This is a genomic window from Paenibacillus sp. ISL-20, assembly GCF_018613005.1.
Lineage (GTDB): Bacteria > Bacillota > Bacilli > Paenibacillales > Paenibacillaceae > Paenibacillus_AQ.
This window is the reverse complement of sequence record NZ_JAGGRD010000029.1, coordinates 15,566-34,913: the sequence shown is the minus strand read 5'-3', so window position 1 is coordinate 34,913 and position 19,348 is coordinate 15,566. Positions and strand designations below refer to the sequence as shown.

General features: G+C 48.4%; 21 protein-coding genes. 19 read left to right on the top strand and 2 right to left on the bottom strand.

The features are described from left to right. The 3 genes from J7E85_RS18360 to J7E85_RS18350 all read left to right on the top strand — a co-directional run. Positions 1-528, top strand: a 528-nt coding sequence (locus J7E85_RS18360) for an IS30 family transposase (RefSeq protein WP_215160202.1), incomplete at its 5' end; no start/stop codon positions are given. A gap of 95 nt (positions 529-623) precedes the next feature. Then, positions 624-1,136, top strand: coding sequence for an RNA polymerase sigma factor (locus tag J7E85_RS18355; protein ID WP_483311327.1), 513 nt, complete (start codon positions 624-626; stop codon positions 1,134-1,136). Further along, a complete protein-coding gene (locus tag J7E85_RS18350) occupies positions 1,129-1,920 on the top strand; it encodes a hypothetical protein (protein ID WP_215160199.1) in 792 nt (263 codons plus the stop codon). Before J7E85_RS18355 ends, J7E85_RS18350 begins: the two co-directional genes overlap by 8 nt. 94 nt (positions 1,921-2,014) lie before the next feature. Here J7E85_RS18350 and lexA read toward each other — a convergent pair whose 3' ends face one another. Next, entirely contained in the window at positions 2,015-2,641 is a 627-nt protein-coding gene (gene lexA, locus J7E85_RS18345; protein WP_076321144.1) for a transcriptional repressor LexA, read from the bottom strand. 175 nt (positions 2,642-2,816) lie between these two features. Here lexA and J7E85_RS18340 point away from each other — a divergent pair, with 175 nt between their 5' ends. The 5 genes from J7E85_RS18340 (at position 2,817) to J7E85_RS18320 (ending at position 5,859) form a co-directional block, all read left to right on the top strand. Beyond that, complete coding sequence (locus J7E85_RS18340) at positions 2,817-3,185, top strand: LysM peptidoglycan-binding domain-containing protein (RefSeq protein WP_215160197.1); 369 nt, start codon at positions 2,817-2,819, stop codon at positions 3,183-3,185. 264 nt (positions 3,186-3,449) lie between these two features. After that, on the top strand, positions 3,450-3,656 hold the full coding sequence (locus J7E85_RS18335) for a DUF896 domain-containing protein (RefSeq protein ID WP_076321145.1): 207 nt from the start codon (positions 3,450-3,452) through the stop codon (positions 3,654-3,656). Positions 3,657-3,816: 160 nt separating this feature from the next. Beyond that, positions 3,817-4,341, top strand: coding sequence for a hypothetical protein (locus J7E85_RS18330; RefSeq protein ID WP_215160195.1), 525 nt, complete (start codon positions 3,817-3,819; stop codon positions 4,339-4,341). Between the two features lie 42 nt (positions 4,342-4,383). Beyond that, positions 4,384-5,175, top strand: a complete 792-nt coding sequence (locus J7E85_RS18325) for an HAD family hydrolase (RefSeq protein WP_215160192.1) — start codon at positions 4,384-4,386, stop codon at positions 5,173-5,175. Positions 5,176-5,454: 279 nt separating this feature from the next. Continuing rightward, entirely contained in the window at positions 5,455-5,859 is a 405-nt protein-coding gene (locus J7E85_RS18320) for a FixH family protein (protein ID WP_076321148.1), read from the top strand. Between the two features lie 90 nt (positions 5,860-5,949). On the opposite strand, the gene J7E85_RS18315 is transcribed toward J7E85_RS18320, so the two are convergent. Next, positions 5,950-6,486 carry a cupin domain-containing protein gene (locus J7E85_RS18315; protein WP_215160190.1) on the bottom strand — a complete coding sequence of 179 codons (537 nt, stop codon included), beginning with the start codon at positions 6,484-6,486 and terminating at the stop codon, positions 5,950-5,952. Between the two features lie 169 nt (positions 6,487-6,655). Here J7E85_RS18315 and metH point away from each other — a divergent pair, with 169 nt between their 5' ends. The 11 genes from metH to J7E85_RS18260 all read left to right on the top strand — a co-directional run bounded on the left by metH (position 6,656) and on the right by J7E85_RS18260 (position 19,301). Continuing rightward, positions 6,656-10,096 (top strand): methionine synthase, encoded by a 3,441-nt coding sequence (gene metH, locus J7E85_RS18310; RefSeq protein ID WP_215160188.1) that lies wholly within the window; start codon positions 6,656-6,658, stop codon positions 10,094-10,096. A gap of 86 nt (positions 10,097-10,182) precedes the next feature. Next, complete coding sequence (gene rnz / locus J7E85_RS18305; RefSeq protein WP_215160186.1) at positions 10,183-11,112, top strand: ribonuclease Z; 930 nt, start codon at positions 10,183-10,185, stop codon at positions 11,110-11,112. Between the two features lie 370 nt (positions 11,113-11,482). Next, on the top strand, positions 11,483-12,277 hold the full coding sequence (locus J7E85_RS18300) for a TIGR01457 family HAD-type hydrolase (RefSeq protein WP_076321152.1): 795 nt from the start codon (positions 11,483-11,485) through the stop codon (positions 12,275-12,277). Between the two features lie 51 nt (positions 12,278-12,328). Further along, positions 12,329-13,147 carry a DNA-formamidopyrimidine glycosylase gene (mutM, locus tag J7E85_RS18295; protein ID WP_215160184.1) on the top strand — a complete coding sequence of 273 codons (819 nt, stop codon included), beginning with the start codon at positions 12,329-12,331 and terminating at the stop codon, positions 13,145-13,147. Then, a complete protein-coding gene (locus J7E85_RS18290) occupies positions 13,137-13,985 on the top strand; it encodes a deoxyribonuclease IV (protein WP_215160182.1) in 849 nt (282 codons plus the stop codon). Before mutM ends, J7E85_RS18290 begins: the two co-directional genes overlap by 11 nt. A gap of 17 nt (positions 13,986-14,002) precedes the next feature. After that, positions 14,003-14,341, top strand: coding sequence for a cyclic-phosphate processing receiver domain-containing protein (locus tag J7E85_RS18285; protein WP_215160180.1), 339 nt, complete (start codon positions 14,003-14,005; stop codon positions 14,339-14,341). Next, on the top strand, positions 14,338-14,685 hold the full coding sequence (locus J7E85_RS18280) for a thioredoxin family protein (RefSeq protein WP_215160178.1): 348 nt from the start codon (positions 14,338-14,340) through the stop codon (positions 14,683-14,685). The genes J7E85_RS18285 and J7E85_RS18280 overlap by 4 nt, the downstream gene beginning before the upstream one ends. Further along, positions 14,682-15,455 carry an ABC transporter ATP-binding protein gene (locus tag J7E85_RS18275; RefSeq protein ID WP_215160176.1) on the top strand — a complete coding sequence of 258 codons (774 nt, stop codon included), beginning with the start codon at positions 14,682-14,684 and terminating at the stop codon, positions 15,453-15,455. The genes J7E85_RS18280 and J7E85_RS18275 overlap by 4 nt, the downstream gene beginning before the upstream one ends. Positions 15,456-15,460: 5 nt before the next feature. Next, positions 15,461-16,537: an SAM-dependent methyltransferase gene (locus J7E85_RS18270; protein WP_215160174.1), complete on the top strand. Its 1,077-nt coding sequence runs from the start codon at positions 15,461-15,463 to the stop codon at positions 16,535-16,537. A 159-nt stretch (positions 16,538-16,696) separates the two neighbouring features. Further along, positions 16,697-18,163 carry a serine/threonine protein kinase gene (locus tag J7E85_RS18265; RefSeq protein ID WP_215160172.1) on the top strand — a complete coding sequence of 489 codons (1,467 nt, stop codon included), beginning with the start codon at positions 16,697-16,699 and terminating at the stop codon, positions 18,161-18,163. A 28-nt stretch (positions 18,164-18,191) separates the two neighbouring features. Continuing rightward, positions 18,192-19,301 (top strand): SAF domain-containing protein, encoded by a 1,110-nt coding sequence (locus tag J7E85_RS18260; protein WP_215160170.1) that lies wholly within the window; start codon positions 18,192-18,194, stop codon positions 19,299-19,301. Positions 19,302-19,348 lie beyond the last annotated feature (47 nt).

The following is a 19,348-nucleotide window of genomic DNA, read 5'->3' as shown; positions in this document are numbered from 1 at the left end:
TTTCTTGTAGGTAAACCGATTGGTGAGCGACCGAAAGTGGTGAAGGAGCGAACCACTTTCGGTCACTGGGAGCTAGACACGGTTGTCTCTAGTCGAGGAAAGAGTCGTGCCTGTGCTGCGACATTTATAGAACGTAAGACACGCCTGTATCTGGCTATAAAGATGCCGGATCGTACAGCTCATTCTATGGAAGTTGCCTTTGGCGTAGCTGCCTCACAGTTCCCACAAGGGACATTCCTTACGGCTACAGCTGATCGAGGGAAGGAATTTGCCTGTTATGCTTCGTTAGAATCTTTTTACGATCTATCGGTCTACTTTGCCGATCCCTATTCTTCCTGGCAGCGAGGTTCCAACGAAAACGGCAATGGACTTCTTCGGGAATTTTTCCCTAAAGGTAAGGATTTTGCAGAGGTCACTGACAAGGATTTAGCACATGCCGTTTACCTTATCAACCACCGACCTAGGAAATGTCTTGGCTGGAAATCTGCTCACGAATCTTTTATGGATGCTCTGTCGCACTTAGCTTGACAATCCGTCATTATTCGAAAAAAGGGAACCTTTGCTCACTCCCATGACTCTAATTAGATGAGGTGAATCGGTTGGAGCTGGAATACTTGAAACAGATGACAGTGATGGACACACAGACACTGGATAAAATCATGAACTTGTACGGAAATGATATCTGGAATTACGCATATTTTCTGACCAAACAGCAAGCACTGGCTGACGATATTGCTCAAGAGGTGTTTATTAAAGCTTATTATGGTATACATACATTTCGCGGTCGGGCAACGCTAAAAACGTGGCTGCTCACAATTACGCGACATACTGTGTTCCGATATAAACAGACTTTTTTCTTTCGGAAAGTGACCCTCAAGGACAAGCTGCTTACAGATGCCTCAAGCCGGTCTGCGGAAGCAGAGTATTTGGATGGGCAGTATACTGATGAAATATGGGAAGTGATCATGACTTTACCCAGGAAGTTTAGGGAGGTGCTGATCCTGGACCTTTACTATGAGATGTCAATAAATCAGATTGCGGAGTTTCTTAACCTAGCGGCGGGTACCGTAAAATCCAGACTGTATCGGGCAAGGAAAAAAGTACAGAACCTGTTGAAGGAGAATGGCGATGAATAAGGGTAAACCAGACTGGTATTCCCGGGTTAAAAAGGGCCCTTTTCCAAATGATAAATTTACGCCTGAAATGAAAAAGTATGTGCACATGTCCGTGAACTGCAGTGGTGACGGCAGACCCACACAGCGTAAATATTTGCGAATTGGCATCGTGGGTGGGTTATTGCTTCTGATCATATTCATGATCATACCACTGACTTTTGGCGGCGAGGAACAAAAGAGGGCAGGGGATGCACCTCCTGATACGGAGGAGACGATTCGGGCACAAGGCGTAACAGATAAGGGGAGGCTAAGTGTAGTTTCTGTAGAAAAGGAAAAAATAACGAAATTAGGAGCGCCGAGCTGTTTCGGCATCGAAACGGACCTGTCGTTTGCCGGTAACTACAGCGTACGATATCGTTCTAATGGCGTTACGGATGAAGTAACCACGCTGGATGATCTTACTTTTATTCAACCAACTTCTGCAGCTGTCAATATGGTTCGATTGCCGTTTCAGGATGCGGATGTGTTTATACTTGCACCGCAATATCAGGACTGTCATGCAATACAAATCTACGCATTCGCCGTGGAGCATGATACGGGTAAGGCTGTGCAGCTCAGGTTTCAAGAAGAATTATCGGTGTCCTATACTTCCTATTACAGACCAGGTACTGAACCCATGGTAAAAGACAATAAGCTTGTTCTGCAGTCCACGGAGGGGCCGGGTGGGGAAGGTTCCCCGGATTATAAACCTAAGCGGATGTATCGACTGGATCTTAAGCAAGGCGTTATGGTGTTGGCAAACTAGCTAGGATCATGTTTCATTACCTATATAGAAAAAGCAAAGAGGTTACCATCCAATTAAGGGAGGTAACCTCTTCTTCATAGATAGATATATGAAATTAGTGGACATCCCGGAATAGTCCGATTACTTTACCGAGAATCGTAACATGGTTCAGGCGCAGTGGCTCGTAGGTAGGATTCTCCGGTTGCAATCGTACATGATCCTTCTCCTTATAGAAGGTCTTCACAGTTGCTTCGTCTTCCTCTGTCATCGCTACGACAATGTCGCCATTGTCTGCAGTTTGCTGCTGGCGAACAATGACATAGTCGCCGCTGTGAATGCCGGCTTCGATCATACTGTCACCAATAACCGACAACATGAACACCTTATCGTCGCCTACATAATGCTGCGGGAGTGGGAAGTAATCCTCAATGTTCTCCATGGCTGTAATAGGAACACCTGCAGTGACTTTTCCGACAACAGGCACTCTGGCAATGGTGTGGGTAAACAGGCTTGCGCTTTCGGACTCTTCCTGGCCAAGAAGCTCGATTGCTCTTGGTTTCGTAGGGTCACGGCGAATGAGGCCTTTCTTCTCCAAGCGGTCAAGATGTCCATGGACCGTTGAACTGGAGGCTAGTCCGACAGCCTCGCCGATTTCCCGGACAGAAGGCGGGTAACCCTTGCTACGAACTTCGTTGCGGATAAACTCTAAGATCGCCAGCTGGCGGCTGGATATTTTCGACATGCCGTATCAACCCCATTTAGTAACGTTTGGGAAAATTATAACATAGAACTTCCGTTCGTACAAACATAAGTTCTAAATTAAAATAGAACAAATGTTCCTTTTGGTATTGAATCAAACAAGTGTTCGTGTTAATATAAATCCATAAGAGAACACTTGTTTGGGAGATGATGATTCCATGTTGAAATACAGTACATACCGTAGCATTTATGAGAACGTTCCAGTGCAAACGAAGTCTTCGGAGACTTGGATCGATCAATTAAAGTCGAGAATGGCATCCATTTCTTTTATAAAGCTTTTATTCGTTCTGTTAATCGTAGCATCCTGCTGGACAGGGGCATATTCCGTTTTTGCCGGGGGGATGGATAAACCCACTGGGGAGAAGCAGGTTATTGTTCAATATGGTGATAGTTTGTGGCGGATTGCTTCCCTTCAAAAACCGACAGATATGGATACGCGAGTATATCTGGATAGCATCCGAAGAATGAATGGATTGAAAGGTCCGGATATACAGGCCGGAGAGGTGTTGTCTTTACCAGTCTGGTAATGGGATGACACTACGAGAAACTCTTTCCTTATATATGCCCCTATTTCTCGCTTCATATTTGTAAGCTTGCCTGATGATGTGATTTCACGCAGTATAAGCGTGTTTATAATAGAAGAGTATTGATTTCTTAACATAGAGGACCCATTTATAGGCATCATATGTTCATATTTGTTCTTAATCAGAGTTTGCAAGGGTGCAGTTGCCTTGACAAGCTCTTTTTCACATGTTTAAGTTATACATGATATCGGAATTGGAGGAGAAGTCATGGACATCGATACTTTGGTTGAACGCATCAATGTGCTAGCAAGAAAACAGAAAAGTGAGGGATTGACCGCGGAAGAGCTCAAGGAACGGGCCGAGCTTCGGGAAATATACCTTAACAATATTCGGGGTAACTTTAGACAACAGCTGGAATCAATCGAATGGGTAGATGAAAATGAACAAAAAGGCGGCCCCCGATTAAAGCATTAGTCGATCAACTGGCCCATGGATCTACAACCAGTGATTCACGACCAGATAGTAGGATAGAATTATAATACTTGGGGTGCCGATTATTCGCGGGAATCGAGTACGGTTACCCCAAGTTTATATGGATTGGTAATATATTGAAATTGAATCCAGGGGGAACCATATGTCACGATCATGGGAAAGAAAAGTCAACAAAAATATGTCACAGCTCAACAAGCAGCGTAAGAAGCAAGGGTTGACCTCGTACCAAGTCTCTGCCGTTACTGACAAGCATGATGTATTTAAGGGACGTAAATATGTACTTCCGTTAGTCCTTGTTGCATTGGCTGGTGTGTATGCACTTCTCGGAACGGCGACGTCCGAGGCTGCAGGTGGAAGCAACGATGTACTTAACTGGGTAGGTGTCAGCTTGTACATTCTGTTAGCGCTTATGATTTTCTTACGCAAGCCTTATTTGAAGATTGAGCGTGCTTCCGTATCCACCATGAAGTTCAATCGGGAACGTCGACTGGCTGTATCGGATATCGAGAAGATCAAATTGGCTTCGGGTTCCGTCGTGATCCAGGGCAAGGGGAAAGCAGGCAACTGGGTATTCTCGCGTATGATGAATCTTTATGATACGAAAGCGATGGGCGAAAGATTAGAAAAGTTCGCAAAAACTCATCAAATTCCAGTTGAGCATAATTAACAAATAGAATAGATCACAGTGTATATGAGGAGTGGGAGAGACATGCCGATAGCTGCGGTTTTGTTTGATTTGGACGACACGTTATTGTGGGATGAACGTAGTGTGGAGGAAGCGTTTGAAGTGACATGCCAGGCCGGAGCGAACGAGACCGGCATTGATGCCAAAGAACTTTTGGCCGCAGTACGGGAAGAAGCTAGAGCATTATATGAATCATATGATACTTTTGCTTTTACCAAAATGATCGGAATTAACCCTTTCGAAGGCTTGTGGGCTAATTTCACAGCTGGATCGCAGCCTGAATTCAGAAAACTGCAGGAGCTGGCACCCGTATACCGCAAGGAATCATGGCGGCGTGGACTTCAGCGCCTGGGCGTTGATCATGAAACATTGGCTGAAACGTTGGCTGCACAATTCGCTGCTGAACGCAGAACAAGACCCTATGTATATGAAGAAACGTTTGAAGTTCTGAAGGAATTACAGGGAAATGTAAAGCTGCTGCTTCTCACGAACGGAAGTCCGGATCTGCAGCAGGAGAAGCTGGACGGTGTTCCAGAACTGGTTCCTTATTTTGATCATATCATCATCTCCGGTGATTTTGGCAAAGGGAAGCCGGATGTCTCCATCTTCGAGTATGCACTTGACTTGTTAGGTGTTGAGGCGGATCAGGCCGTGATGGTGGGAGATAAGCTGACCACAGACATTAAAGGCGGAAATGCGGCAGGACTGCATACGGTTTGGATCAATCGGGTAAACCGACCTCACGATCCGTCCATTCAACCAAAGTTTGAGATCAAACATTTATCGGAGCTGCATGCCATCGTCGCATCCTTGTAAACCGCAATGAAGAGCTCACACCCGAATAATGCGTGCGCAAACGTACATAGGAACAGCCCTAACAGCAGATTCTGCGGTTATGGGCTGTTTTTTGTTGGTTACACAATTGGACTTGAGCCGTGCATTTGGCAATGATAAACGTCACACAATTGTAAGCTGCATGAGATAGAAGTAAAAGAATAATGCGATATAATGGATTAGGTAACTTAACGAGGTTTGGTAATGACCATTACTTGAATGAACCATACATAGCCCTAATTTGTAAAAGAGGTGTAGAGCATGACCCGAAAAAAGATAGCCTTACTTGCAGCCATGGTGCTGATGGCGGTTGCGCTTGCCGCATGTAATGACAGCAAAGCGGAATCCGGAGAAGATGTGATGGCGGAACCCATCATCGTCGAGCTGTCTTTGACGCCGGAGAGCATTAAGGCTGGTGAGAAGGTGTTGATCGAAGCGAAGGTAACGCAAGCCGGCAGTCCGGTGGAAGATGCGAACAATGTGGAATTTGAGGTCACGCTGGAAGGCGGAGGCGTTCAGGCGAAGGTCCCGGTTAAGCATGATCAAGACGGGGTTTACAAAATGGAGAAAACCTTCGATGAGGCTGGAACCTATCGCATCGTTTCACATGTCACGGCGAGAGGACAGCATTCCATGCCGTTGAAGGAACTGAAGGTAACGGAATAACACATCGCTAATAAATAAGGCAGCACATGGTCCGCAAGACGGATCGATGCGCTGCCTTATTTCGTTTTCTTATTCAATCTGCCCGTAGGCTTATTGGAATTGAGGATCTTCTACCGGTGTAGCAACCCAGCCGTTCTCTTCAATGAAAAGACGAACAGCGATGATCTGCTTGTTCTCCATCAATGTGAAGAAGTGAGGTGTATTTTCCGGTACGGAAATGACATCGCCTGGCTCAAGCTCAACATTAAAGTAACCGACATCGTCGGAGCCCTTAATAATGAAAATTCCTTTACCGCCGACTATCGCACGGATTTCGTCTTCCGCGTGGGTGTGAACCTCTTCGAATTTTTTCAGCAGGTCCTCGATATTGGGCGTGGACTCGGAAAGTGTGATGACATCCCAAATTTTGTAGCCGCGTCTTGCAGCCAAGTCACGAATTTCTTCATCATAGATGTCCAAAATGCGCTTCTTATCGTCATCACTAAGCTTGAAATTTTCTTGAAGCGCTGCCGGGAGTTTTTCCATATTCCAGTGTTCGTAAACAACCTCTTGGTTATTCAGGAATTCCCGAACATTATCTTCTCCAGTAATACGTTCGTTCGTGTTGCGAATCACAATCTCTGCCATAGCTTTAACCCTCTTTCTCCCGTTGGATTAATATGTATTATAGCCCCCCTCACAGCATTTGTCATCTGCAAATGTTGATTTGTACCTATTGCAACGCAATATTTCGGCTTTTCTATTGAAAAATATTCTGATACACTAAGATTTAACGTTTTCGGGGGAGGTTTATGAGTTGAACAAGCCTAGCTTACAAGAAATACTTAAAGAACGAATATTAATTCTTGATGGTGCCATGGGCACAATGATCCAGCAGGAGGACCTCTCAGCTGAAGATTTTGGCGGCCCGGACCTTGATGGCTGTAATGAAATGCTGGTCATTCATCGACCGGATGTCATTCAAAAAATACATGAACAATATCTTGAAGCAGGTGCTGACCTGATCGAAACCAATACGTTTGGCGCAACCTCCGTTGTGCTTGCTGAGTACGATATTCCTGAGCTTGCCCGGGAAATCAACCTGAAAGCGGCTCACTTGGCCCGCGTTGCGGTTGATAAATATTCCACGCCGGACAACCCGCGCTATGTGGTAGGAGCGATGGGCCCGACAACCAAGACGTTATCGGTTACCGGTGGTGTGACCTTTGCCGATTTGATCGAGAGCTACGAGGAGCAAGCCGTTGCCTTGATTGAAGGCGGGGTTGATGCGCTTCTGCTCGAAACATCGCAGGATACATTAAACGTGAAGGCCGGGAGCATTGGGATTCGCCAAGCGTTTGATAAAACGGGCGTCATGCTTCCAATTATGATATCCGGTACGATTGAACCGATGGGAACGACGCTGGCCGGACAAAATATAGAAGCATTCTACATTTCTTTGGAGCATCTGAATCCCGTATCGATTGGCCTTAATTGTGCAACGGGCCCGGAATTCATGCGAGACCATATTCGCTCCTTATCTGAAATGTCGAGAAGTGCCATCAGCTGTTATCCTAACGCGGGTCTCCCAGACGAGAACGGGCAGTACCATGAATCCCCTGAATCGTTGGCTCAAAAGATGGGGGCTTTTGCTGAAAAAGGCTGGCTCAACATCGCCGGCGGATGCTGTGGGACAACACCCGACCATATTCGCGCTTTAAAACAAACGATGGATGGCTTCTCCCCGCGACCGCTGGATGGTGGGCATTTGCCGGCATTATCCGGTATCGAGCCGGTATATATCGAGCAGGAAAACCGACCGTATATGGTAGGGGAGAGAACGAATGTTCTGGGTTCCAGAAAGTTTAAGCGTTTAATTGTAGAAGGTAAATATGAGGAAGCCTCCGAGATCGCTCGTGCCCAGGTCAAGAATGGCGCGCATGTCATTGATGTTTGCGTACAGGATCCGGATCGTGAAGAATCGGAAGATATGATTAAGTTCCTGGAGCTAGTAGTTAAAAAGGTTAAAGTGCCGCTCATGATCGATACCACGGATCCGGCCGTAATTGACTTGGCTCTGCAATATTCGCAAGGGAAAGCGATTATTAACTCCATTAACCTTGAAGATGGTGAAGAGAAATTTGAGCATGTGATCCCGTTGGTGCATAAATACGGTGCCGCGGTTGTCGTAGGAACCATTGATGAGACCGGTCAGGCGATCCATCGTGACGACAAGCTGAAGGTGGCCCAGCGTTCTTATGATCTGTTGGTGAACAAATATGGCGTTTCGCCGGAGGACATTATTTTCGACACGCTTGTATTCCCGGTAGGTACGGGGGACGAGCAGTATATCGGATCAGCCAAGGAAACGATTGAAGGCATCCGCATAATAAAAGAAGCCATGCCAAAAGTGCATACGATTCTCGGAATCAGTAACGTTTCCTTCGGATTGCCGGAAGCGGGCCGTGAAGTCCTGAACTCCGTGTATCTGTACGAGTGCACAAAAGCCGGATTGGACTACGCAATCGTGAATACCGAGAAGCTGGAGCGTTATGCCTCGATCCCAGAAGAAGAGCGTCGCTTAGCCGAGGATCTGATATACAGAACCAATGATGAGACGTTGGCGGCTTTTGTCGCGGCATTTCGGGATAAAAAGATAGAGAAGAAGGTTAAGGTATCCAATCTGACACTCGAGGAGCGACTAGCATCCTATGTAGTGGAAGGTTCTAAGGAAGGCCTCATTCCGGACTTAGATATAGCATTGACCAAATACGGCGCGCTCGAGATCATTAATGGACCACTGATGGCCGGGATGACCGAGGTTGGACGTTTGTTCAACAACAATGAACTGATTGTCGCGGAGGTGCTGCAAAGTGCCGAAGTAATGAAGGCCTCCGTGGCGTATCTGGAATCCTTTATGGAGAAAAACGAGACGTCGGTCAAAGGGAAAATCATGCTTGCCACCGTGAAGGGGGACGTGCACGATATCGGTAAAAATCTGGTGGAGATCATCTTGTCCAACAATGGTTATCAAATCATTAATTTGGGTATAAAAGTACCACCGGAGCAAATTATCGAGGCATACCGCCGTGAGCAGCCTGATGCTATCGGCTTGTCCGGTTTGCTGGTGAAGTCAGCCCAACAGATGGTATCCACCGCCCAGGATTTGAAAAACGCAGGCATTAGTGTTCCGATCATGGTAGGCGGGGCGGCTCTGACACGGAAATTCACGAAGACCCGCATTCGTCCCGAGTATGACGGCATGGTGCTATATGCGAAGGACGCAATGGATGGTCTTGCGTTGGCCAACCAGCTCAGCGATCCGGTGCAGCGGACGAGAATAGCGGAAGAGATTAAGGCAGAGCAGGAAGCCGATGCAGCCGCACCGCAAGTGGTTAAAGTGATGCCGAAGCTGTCAGAAGGACTGCGATCCAAAATATCGACCGAGGCTCCTGTATATTTACCGCCGGATATGGAGCGGCATGTGCTCCGGAATTATCCGATTTCGCACATTCTGCCTTATATCAACATGCAGATGCTGTTAGGACATCATTTAGGCCTCAAAGGCTCAGTGGAACAGCTGCTGAAAGCCAATGACCCGAAGGCGGTATCGCTTAAGGAAACCGTTGATGGTATTCTGGAAGAGGCCGTTCAATCGGGGATCATACAGGCGCATGCAATGTACCGTTTCTTCCCGGCACAGTCAAGAGGAAATGATATTCTAATATACGATCCAAAAGATACAACAAAAGTGTTGCATACCTTTACGTTTCCAAGACAACAGGTTGAGCCGTACCTGTGCTTGGCGGATTTCCTGAAATCCGTAGATAGCGGGGTTATGGATTACGTTGGATTCCTTGTCGTTACAGCCGGCCACGGCGTCGGAAAATTGTCCGGGGAATGGAAAGACAAGGGTGACTATTTGCGCTCCCACGCGCTTCAATCGGTCGCCCTGGAAACGGCAGAAGGGCTGGCGGAGCGGATTCACCATATGATGCGGGATACGTGGGGATACCCCGATCCGGCAGACATGACCATGAAACAGCGCTTGGGAGCGAGATACCAAGGCATTCGCGTATCTTTCGGGTATCCGGCCTGTCCGGATCTGGAGGATCAGGAACCGTTATTTAAATTGATGCAGCCGGAAGATATCGGCGTTCATCTTACCGAAGGTTTCATGATGGAACCTGAGGCATCGGTATCCGCCATGGTGTTCAGTCATCCGGAAGCTCATTATTTTAACGTAGATAAAGCTTAACATTTGAATACCGGTACAGCCGGTTTGAAATCCTCCGAATGTTTCGGGGGATTTCTCCGGTTTACAACCGAAAGGGGAGAAGAGGGATGGAACTCTATTTTCTAGGAACAAATGCGGGGGTTCCTACGCTGCAGCGTAACGTAACCTCGATTGCACTGCGTATGCTGGAAGAACGAAGAAGTTTGTGGCTGTTTGATTGTGGAGAAGGTACGCAGCATCAAATATTGAAGTCCCCGCTCAAGCTGTCCAAGCTTGAAAAGATATTCATCACCCATATGCATGGTGATCATGTATTCGGTTTACCGGGTTTACTGTCCAGCCGTGGTGCCCAAGGGGTAACTTCACCCCTGACGATATATGGTCCCCCTGGTATTAAGGCCTTCATTGAAACTACGCTGAACATTAGCCAATCGCGCGTTCCTTATACGATGGAGGTCATTGAACATACCGGAGGTGTGCTGTTTGAGGACGATAACTTCCTCGTGGAATCGACAAAGCTGGATCACAGGGCCGAGAGTTATGGCTACCGTATCGTGGAGAAGGATCTTCCCGGCAGCCTGGACCTGAAACGGTTGGCGGACTATGGACTTAAGCCAGGGCCGCTTTATGGCAAACTGAAAAGAGGGGAAAGCGTAGAACTCGGCGACGGCCGATGGATTCATGCCTCTGAGGTGCTCCTGACACCGAAGAAAGGGAGAGTGGTCACGATCCTCGGGGATACAAGACCATGCCCTGGAGTGGAGACTCTGGCCAAAGACGCCGATCTTTTGGTCCATGAAGCCACTTTCATGGAGGATCTGTCGGAGCTCGCGCACGAATACTATCACAGTACGGCTAAACAGGCGGCGGAAGCAGCGAAACGGGCTGGAGTAAGAACGCTGTTCCTGACCCATTTTAGCTCCCGGTATAAGGATATGGAGCATTTGCAGCCGCTGCTCAAGGAAGCGCAGGAGATTTTTGAGAATACACGCTTGGCAGAGGATTTCGGATTGTACCCAATCCAGCGCAAATCATAAGCCAATAGAGCATCTATTTACAGGGAAATATCGAGTGATGGAGTGAATTATTTTCCGGGAAAGCGCAGGAAATGACAAACCGGTTGATAATCACTAATGCTTGGACACTCTTCGATTTCTTTCGACTGATTAGCTACCGGGCTGAAGTCTAGCCATGAGCCTTGCAACCGGAAGTAGCCTTCTTTACAATAATACTAACTGGGGTTTCTACGTAAGTAAACTTCAGGGTAGTGTATGAACCGAGGTTATACATATTTATACCGATATATGACGATGAATGACGATCACAGCGAATCCGAGAAAGCTCATACTTTAGCCGATGAATCATTTATGGCGTGAAGGAAAGAAATAAAGAAGGTGCTATCAATTCATGGAAAAACCAAAACCAAAAGGATTACTGATTGACCTGGATGGAACGCTTTATCATGGCCGTCATCGAATTGAGGGGGCAGACCTTCTCATCGAACGGCTGAAGGAATTGCAGATTCCGTTTCTGTACGTAACGAATAATTCATCACGAACACCCGAGCAGGTTGCGGCGCATCTGATGGAGATGGGGATACCTGCCTTGCCGGAGGAAGTCTGCACCTCTTCCCTGGCTGCAGCTAAATATATCGCGGAGAAGTCACCGGGTGCCAAAGTGGCGATGCTGGGAGAAGTGGGGCTCCGTGAAGCCCTCTTGTCTGCGGGTCTAAATATCGTGGAGCAGTCCCCTAAATATGTGATTCAAGGAATCGACCGTTCGTTCGATTACGAGAAGTTAACCCGTGCCGTTCGCTGGATTCAGGAGGGAGCCGTGTCGATATTGACCAATCCGGATTTGCAGCTTCCATCAGATACCGGTTTGATGCCAGGTGCAGGTTCGCTGGGTGCTGCGATCGAAGCCGCTTCCGGAGTGAAACCGACGGTCATCGGAAAGCCGTCCTCGATTTTAATGAAATTTGCTTCGGATCGCCTCGGTTTGGCTCCGGAGGACACTTATGTGATTGGAGATAATATACGTACGGATATCGCGGCCGGCGCGCATGCCGGCTGTAAGACGGTGCTCGTTATGACCGGAATCACGACCGATCTCAATATGGAGGCGCATATGGAAGCCACGGGTGTCACACCGGACTTTATTTGCCGAGATTTGAGCGAAGTGATAAACCTGCTGTGCTCATAATGAGCGAAAGTGTACATTAACTTTTGTGATTGACGAAAGGGAAGATGAATGATGCCGGAACTGCCGGAAATGGAAAATTACCGAAGATTGTTATCGCAGAGCATTTTGAATGTGCCGATCACGAATGTTGTCGTGAACCGTGAAAAATCACTGAATGTGACGGTTGACGAGTTTACTTCCGAGTTAAAGGGAAGCAAGGTCATTTTTGTGGAGCGTAGAGGCAAACACCTCATATTCCATCTGCATAACGGAGGCAGATTGCTGCTTCACCTCATGCTGGGCGGCATTTTGTATTTAGGGCATAGGGATGAGGAGCGTCCCTCAAGGTCGACCCAGGTCGAGATCACATTTGGTGAACAGGTGCTGTATTTTATCGGTCTGCGTCTGGGTTACTTGCATTTCTTAACAGCCAGAGAAACGGAAAATGCGCTTAAAGAGCTTGGTCCTGAACTTCTGGATCGGCGAATGACCAAAGCGCGCTTCGTTGAACGGATTGGAAAACGGCGGGGCGCTTTAAAAACAACGCTGGTTAATCAGCAGGTTGTCGCCGGAATTGGCAACTGTTATGCGGATGAGATTGCCTTTGATGCTCACATTCACCCGCTGTCCAAAATTCAGGATTTATCGGAGCAGTCGTTAGAGCAGTTATACGAGAGTGCCGTTAAAGTGATGCACGAGGCGACGGATGGCGGCGGATATATGGAAATGCCGTTTCAGGAAGGGGATACTCTGACGGGAGCTTATAACGACGAGTGTAAAGTTTACGATCGCGAAGGAGAGCCCTGTGTTCGCTGCGGCACGCTGATCGTGAAGGCGGAGCATACCTCGCGCAAAGTGTTCTTTTGTCCAAATTGTCAGCATGAAGTCTAAAGTCCGGATCGGAAGTCATGTCAGCACACGAGGCGGATTTCTCGCAGCAGCTCAGCACGCAGCCGGCATCGGTTCACTCGCCTATCAGTATTTCCCGAAAAATCCGCGCAGTCTTCATTTGAAGACGCCGGATGTCCGCAATGCCGCCGCATGCTCAAAGTTTTGTCAGGAACAAGTACTCGTTTCGATCGCGCACACACCATATCCGACGAATATGGCGGTTGGCTTAACGCGGGGAGAAGAGTTTTACCAGTTGACCGTAGATTCCCTTAAGAATGATCTCATGATTGCCGAGGCTTGCGGATCGCTGGGTATTGTGGTTCATTTTGGGCATCTCAAGAGCCAGGATATCCTTGAAGGGTATCAGAATATTATTCGCTGTTTGAATGATGTGTTGGCTTCCTGGACGGGAAGGGCCAAGCTGCTGATCGAGAATCAGGCGGGAGACCATGGGTCCATGGGGATGACGCTTGAAGAGAGTGTAAAGGTTAGACAGCTTGCTGATGATCCGGAAAAAATAGGCTTTTGCCTGGATACCTGCCACTTGTTTGCTGCCGGAGGCTGGGACATTTCAAATACGGATGAGCTCCTTGCCAGGGGCAAGGAGCTAGCCTATTGGGAATCCACCGTTGCCGTTCATCTGAACGATTCGAAATATGGGGCCGGTTCAAGAAAAGATCGCCACGCCCGCATCGGACAAGGTATGATAGGCATAGAAGCTCTGAAGCGTCTGGTTCTGGCACCGGAACTTGCGGGCAAGGCATTTGTCCTGGAAAGTGAAAAAGGGGCTGACGGCACGCATCGGGAAGACATCGCCAAGGTGCTGTCCTGGTCCTGATTAAGGGAGAGAGTAAAATGATTCATCTGTATTTAGACGACTGGCGCCCCAATCCGAAAGGATTTGCGTTGGCTCGAAACGGGGAAGAGTGTTTGCTGATGCTCCGTGAATGTGAAGTGGATGTTCTGTCACTTGATTTTGAACTCGGGCATGACCAGATGAACGGCGGCGACGTAGTTGCGGCCATGATTGCCGAAAATCTGCAGGCTAAAGAAATATACTTGCACACCTCAAGCCCTTCGGGCAGAAGAAAAATGTATGAGCTGCTCTATGAGCACATGCCGAAAAGCGTAAAGGTCCACAATGGACCGATGCCGGAATCCGTTCTGCGGGAAGTCGCCCAGGGTTCAAGATGATTGAGGTTACGCAGCGTGAATTGACAGAGAGGCTTGAATGGCACGAGCGCCTGACGAAACGAGATGCGAATGCGGAGCCTGTCATCGTATTTTTACATACGCCATTATGCGGCACATGTGCCGCTGCGCGTAAGATGATCGACATTGTGGAACATGTGCTGCCGGATGTACAGCTGCTCGAAGCCGATGTTAACTTTCTACCGGGCATAGTGGAACGGTATCAAATTCGCAGCGTTCCTGCATTGCTGGCTATTCAGCCCAGTCCTCTCGCCGCGCCGGAGGTGCTGTACCGGATGGGTTCCGTGCAGGATATCGTAAGTTTTGTTAGGAGTGTGAGGCCGTGATTTCGTTACAGCATGTGTCGCTCGTCAGAGGGAATCGTCATATTCTGGATGATGTTAGTATCGAGATGAAGTCGGAACAGAATTGGGCCATTTTGGGCAGGAACGGATCAGGCAAAACGACGCTGCTGGAAATGATGACAGGATATATGTTTCCTTCCCGTGGGCGTGTTGAGGTCCTGGGTCATGTTTACGGACAATGCGACGTTCGGGAGGTCCGGAAGTCCATTGGCTATATTAGCCAGTCATTATTAGAGAAATTGACCCTGAGCGACCCAGTCTGGGAGGTTGTGGCAACAGGGGCTTATGCCTTTCTGCGCTTCTACCAGGACATTCCAGAAGAGGCCAGGAATCTAGCCTATTCCCTGCTGAACGAAATGAATTTCGGACATCTGGCGGAGCAGCCTCTCGGGACATTGTCCCAGGGAGAACGGAAAAAGGTGATGTTGGCACGCTCCCTCATGGCCGATCCGAAGATTCTGATTATGGATGAGCCTTGTGCCGGCCTGGATTTGTATGAACGGGAGAAGATGCTGCAGGAGATTGACAATCTGAGGCAGCGCGAAATTATGGTTGTGTACGTCACGCATCATATCGAGGAGATTGTCCCTTTATTTACTCATGTGGCGCTCATGAAAGACGGCCGCTTAACGGGTGCGGGAACAAAAGAAGAAGTATTAAACCATGAACTTATCAAACAAACTTATGATATCGACGCTCAGCTGGAATGGGATGGCGGACGTCCCTGGATCAAAGTTATTTCTGGAGGTTAATCCGTTTGGATGAATTAAATGTGATGCAAGAGCATGAGGAACAGAATCAAAGTCACCGGGATTTTCACAGCAAGTGGGTATGTACGGCAAACCATGGCTTTGCTCCTTACGCCCAAGAAGAGCTGCGCCGGATGTTTGGTAGTATAAAGAGCACGATGATGATGCCGGGCGAGGTGTTCTTGGCGACAATCGGCCTCTCCGAAGAGGAGGCGAAGCGGCTAATTACGTCTCAGCCGCCTATTTTTCTGCGGCATCTGTTTCCGGTACATCTGGAGGTAACAGCCGATACCGCTGCCGAAACATTGCAGGCGGTCGTTGAGCATGTTATGAAGCGGGAGGAGATAGGCCGCAGCCGTGTATCCATCCAGATCCGAAAGACGGAGAACAGCTCGTGGAAGGCAAACCCGGCTGCGCTTCGGGATGAATTACAGCATCGCTTGGCTGCAATGGAACTTGAATACACGGTCCAGGCACCGGAATGGATTATTTCACTATTCGCTGCTGACAGCGTCTGGTACGTTGGCGTGTCGCGGCCGGAGGACAACCTGTCGGATTGGAACGGAGGCGCCGTCCGTTTTCAACGGGAAGAGGGACAAATCTCAAGAGCCAAATTCAAGCTCCTTGAGGCGGAGAAGCAGTTCGGGATTCCGTTTGATTCCTTCCGCAAGGCTGTTGATATCGGAGCAGCGCCTGGCGGATGGACATCCTTTCTATTGGAGCGCGGCTTGCAAGTTACGGCAGTTGATCCGGCTAAAATGCATCCATCACTGGATGGGCATAAGAACCTTCGTGTCGTCCATAAGAATGCGGCGGACGTGTCGTTTAGAGAGCATGAATTCGATCTGCTGGTATGCGACATGAGCTGGAGCCCCAAACTGATGGCCAGAATGGTGACCGGGCTGCTGCACAGTCTTCAAACGGGCGGTACTGCTGTCATTACGGTGAAGCTGCTGACTAAGAAACCGATGGCGCTCGTGAAAGAGATCATGTCGGTGTTTGAAGAGTCCAGAATGCAGATTCAGGGAGCGAAGCAGCTGTTCCATAATCGGGACGAGATTACGCTGTATATGATTAAGTATTAAAAAAGTCTTTACAAGTGAATGTAACTTGTTCTATAATGATTCCAAAATTAACCAACGATAACAATAGGGAAAGCATCCCGCTATTCATCACAATTCAGTGATGTGGCGGAGTGCTTTCCTTTTTTGTTGTGCTTGTAAGTCAGAGGAGAGGGCGTTGACATGAATCAGCCTTGCAGATTGGTACATGGGGAAGTGTTGGGTGAGCGTTACGTGATTGACCGCGTGATTGGTGAAGGGGGCATGAGCTGTGTATATCTAGCCGAGGATCTGAAGCTGCCCGGGAAGAAATGGGCAGTGAAAGAGTGCTTGTCTGAACCCGGTATGCAGCGCGCCGTTCAGGATGAGGCACAGCTTCTGATTAAACTCAGTCACCCGCGGCTGCCGCGTATTGTCGATTTTTTTCATGTTCAGGATACAGGCTATACCTATTTAGTTATGGATTATATTCAGGGCATGACATTGGAGAAGTACTTCCGGGGATATCGGGGAAATGTGAATCCGGACTTCATTATGGAACTGACCGAGCAACTGCTGGATGTTCTGGAGTATCTCCATCATCACGAACCTCAGGTTATTTTCCGAGATTTAAAGCCATCGAACATTATGCTGACCGATCAGTTGGAGGTTAGACTCATCGATTTTGGGATCGCTAGAAGTTATAAACAGGAGAGTGGCGAGGATACCGTCAAGCTAGGCACGGTTGGATTTGCAGCGCCGGAGCAATACGGAGGAAGGCAAAGCGATGCGAGATCGGACTTGTATGGACTTGGCGCGCTTCTGCTTTATCTCTCAACCGGAGGCAAATTCAGCGAATGGATAACGGGCGTGGAGCGACATATTCGCGGCGATTTACCAAGAGAGCTTGTGCCCGTTATCCGAAAGCTGCTGCAGTATGCTCCGGAGCACCGATATCAATCCACGGTAGAGGTTCGTTCAGCACTAAACAGGCAGCAGTCGATTGCTGCGAATATAGCGGGTGTTCAGTCCAACACGCTAGCCGGGACGCTTGTGACGGCCGTATTGGGGACATCGTCCGGTGTAGGAACAACGCATAGCTGTATCGCATTTGGTCATTACTTGGCGTCAAGGTACGGGAAGGTAGCTATCGTGGAAATGAGCGCAAAATCCACCGCTTTTACCCGGATTCAGGAAATTGCCGAGGGCGGGAAGCTGGGGTCTATCCGAAAATTCGAAATCAACGGGATTCATTTTTGGCGGCAAACGGCCAGAACGGAGGTTATTTCGCTGCTCGGAGGCAGCTACGATGCAGTTGTGTTGGATTTGGGAGCATACCGGGACAGCGAACGGCTTGAGGAGTTCCTTCGGGCCGATCTGCCTATCGTTATCGGATCAGGAGCGGAGTGGCGACAGCATGATGTGGTGACGCTGGCCCGAATGCTGTTAAGACACCCACAGCCGGCCAGGGTTTATGCACTGCCTCTCGCAGGAGAAGAAACAATTCAAGAGATGAGAAGAGCGCTAGGGACGAATAAAGTTTATGCTTTACCCCTGCAATTGGATCCGTTTGAAGTACCGGACAGCAGCCGGGAGGCATTTGCACAGTTATTTCAGGACTACTTGCCGCCGGCAGAAAGGAAGCGAAGATTCAGGTTTCTAAAGAATTAACTGCATATGAACTGAAGGAGATGAAGCAATGCCGATTATCAGGAGGCGCAGCCGCAAACTGATATTTGCTGGTCTTGCCGGCGCCGCCGTAACGGGTGCCGTATGTGCTGGCGCAATGATGTATTATGTGCACGGTTATAAAGAGCAGCAGAGTGTAGAGCGTACTAAATACGAGCAGCGAATCACGGAGCTTGAAGAGACGCAGCTGCAGCAGCTCAATTCAATGAAGGTTGCATGGGTTCCGTTAAAAGATATTCCGCCTGGTCATTTCATAGATGCAAAGGATATTAAGGAAGTGCGTTTGCCTGATGACGGTTCTTCCGGCAATTTGTTCTCGGTCAAGGAAGAGATCGCAGGGAAGGGGGCTAAGATCGAGCTGTTGCAGGGAACACCGATTACCCGCTCGATGCTCTTTGAAGAAGAGCCGACACCGTCTGATCTCCGTCATCGGGAGATGAAGTCCGTATATCTGCCAAGCAATTTACGCCAAGGGGATGTGATCGATGTAAGGGTTCAATTTCCTACCGGACAGGATTACATCATTTTATCCAAGAAGAAGATCGACAAGCTTCAAAATCCAGCGTTCTGGACGACGTTAAGCGAACAGGAGATTTTATTGCTTTCCAGCGCTTTGGTGGATGCTTATCTGCATGATGCAACGCTTTATGCACTCACCTATGTAGAGCCGGAGCTGCAAGATAGAGCGATTCCTAACTATCCTCCGAACGCTGAAGTAACGAAGCTGATTACAAGCAACCCGAATATTGTGAAGAAAGCTGAGAAGTTTTTCGAGGTTACGCTGCGAAACACGCTGGAAGAGGATTTAAAGAAGCTTCAACCGAATCAGCAGGCTCAGGTATCTGACATGCATCATAACTCGATCTTTGCTAGCGGTGCAAGGAGTCCGGACTCCTGGAGTCCTGCGTCCAACATAAGCCCCCAAGCAAAATCTTCAACGGATACGGAATGGAATACCGCTGACATCCGTTCTGACGATGAGACAAATACAGGGACTCCGCTTCGTGAAGAGCGGGATTCAGAAGCAGAGCAGATTTTGGGATCATCCGGCTCGCCAGAATCCCAGAATAGCAGTGATAAGGAATCACCAGAAGCGGAGTTGATATTCTCAAGTCCTTAGTAAGACAAGGCGAACCCCGAAGAACAGATGGTAAGTGAAGGAGTGTA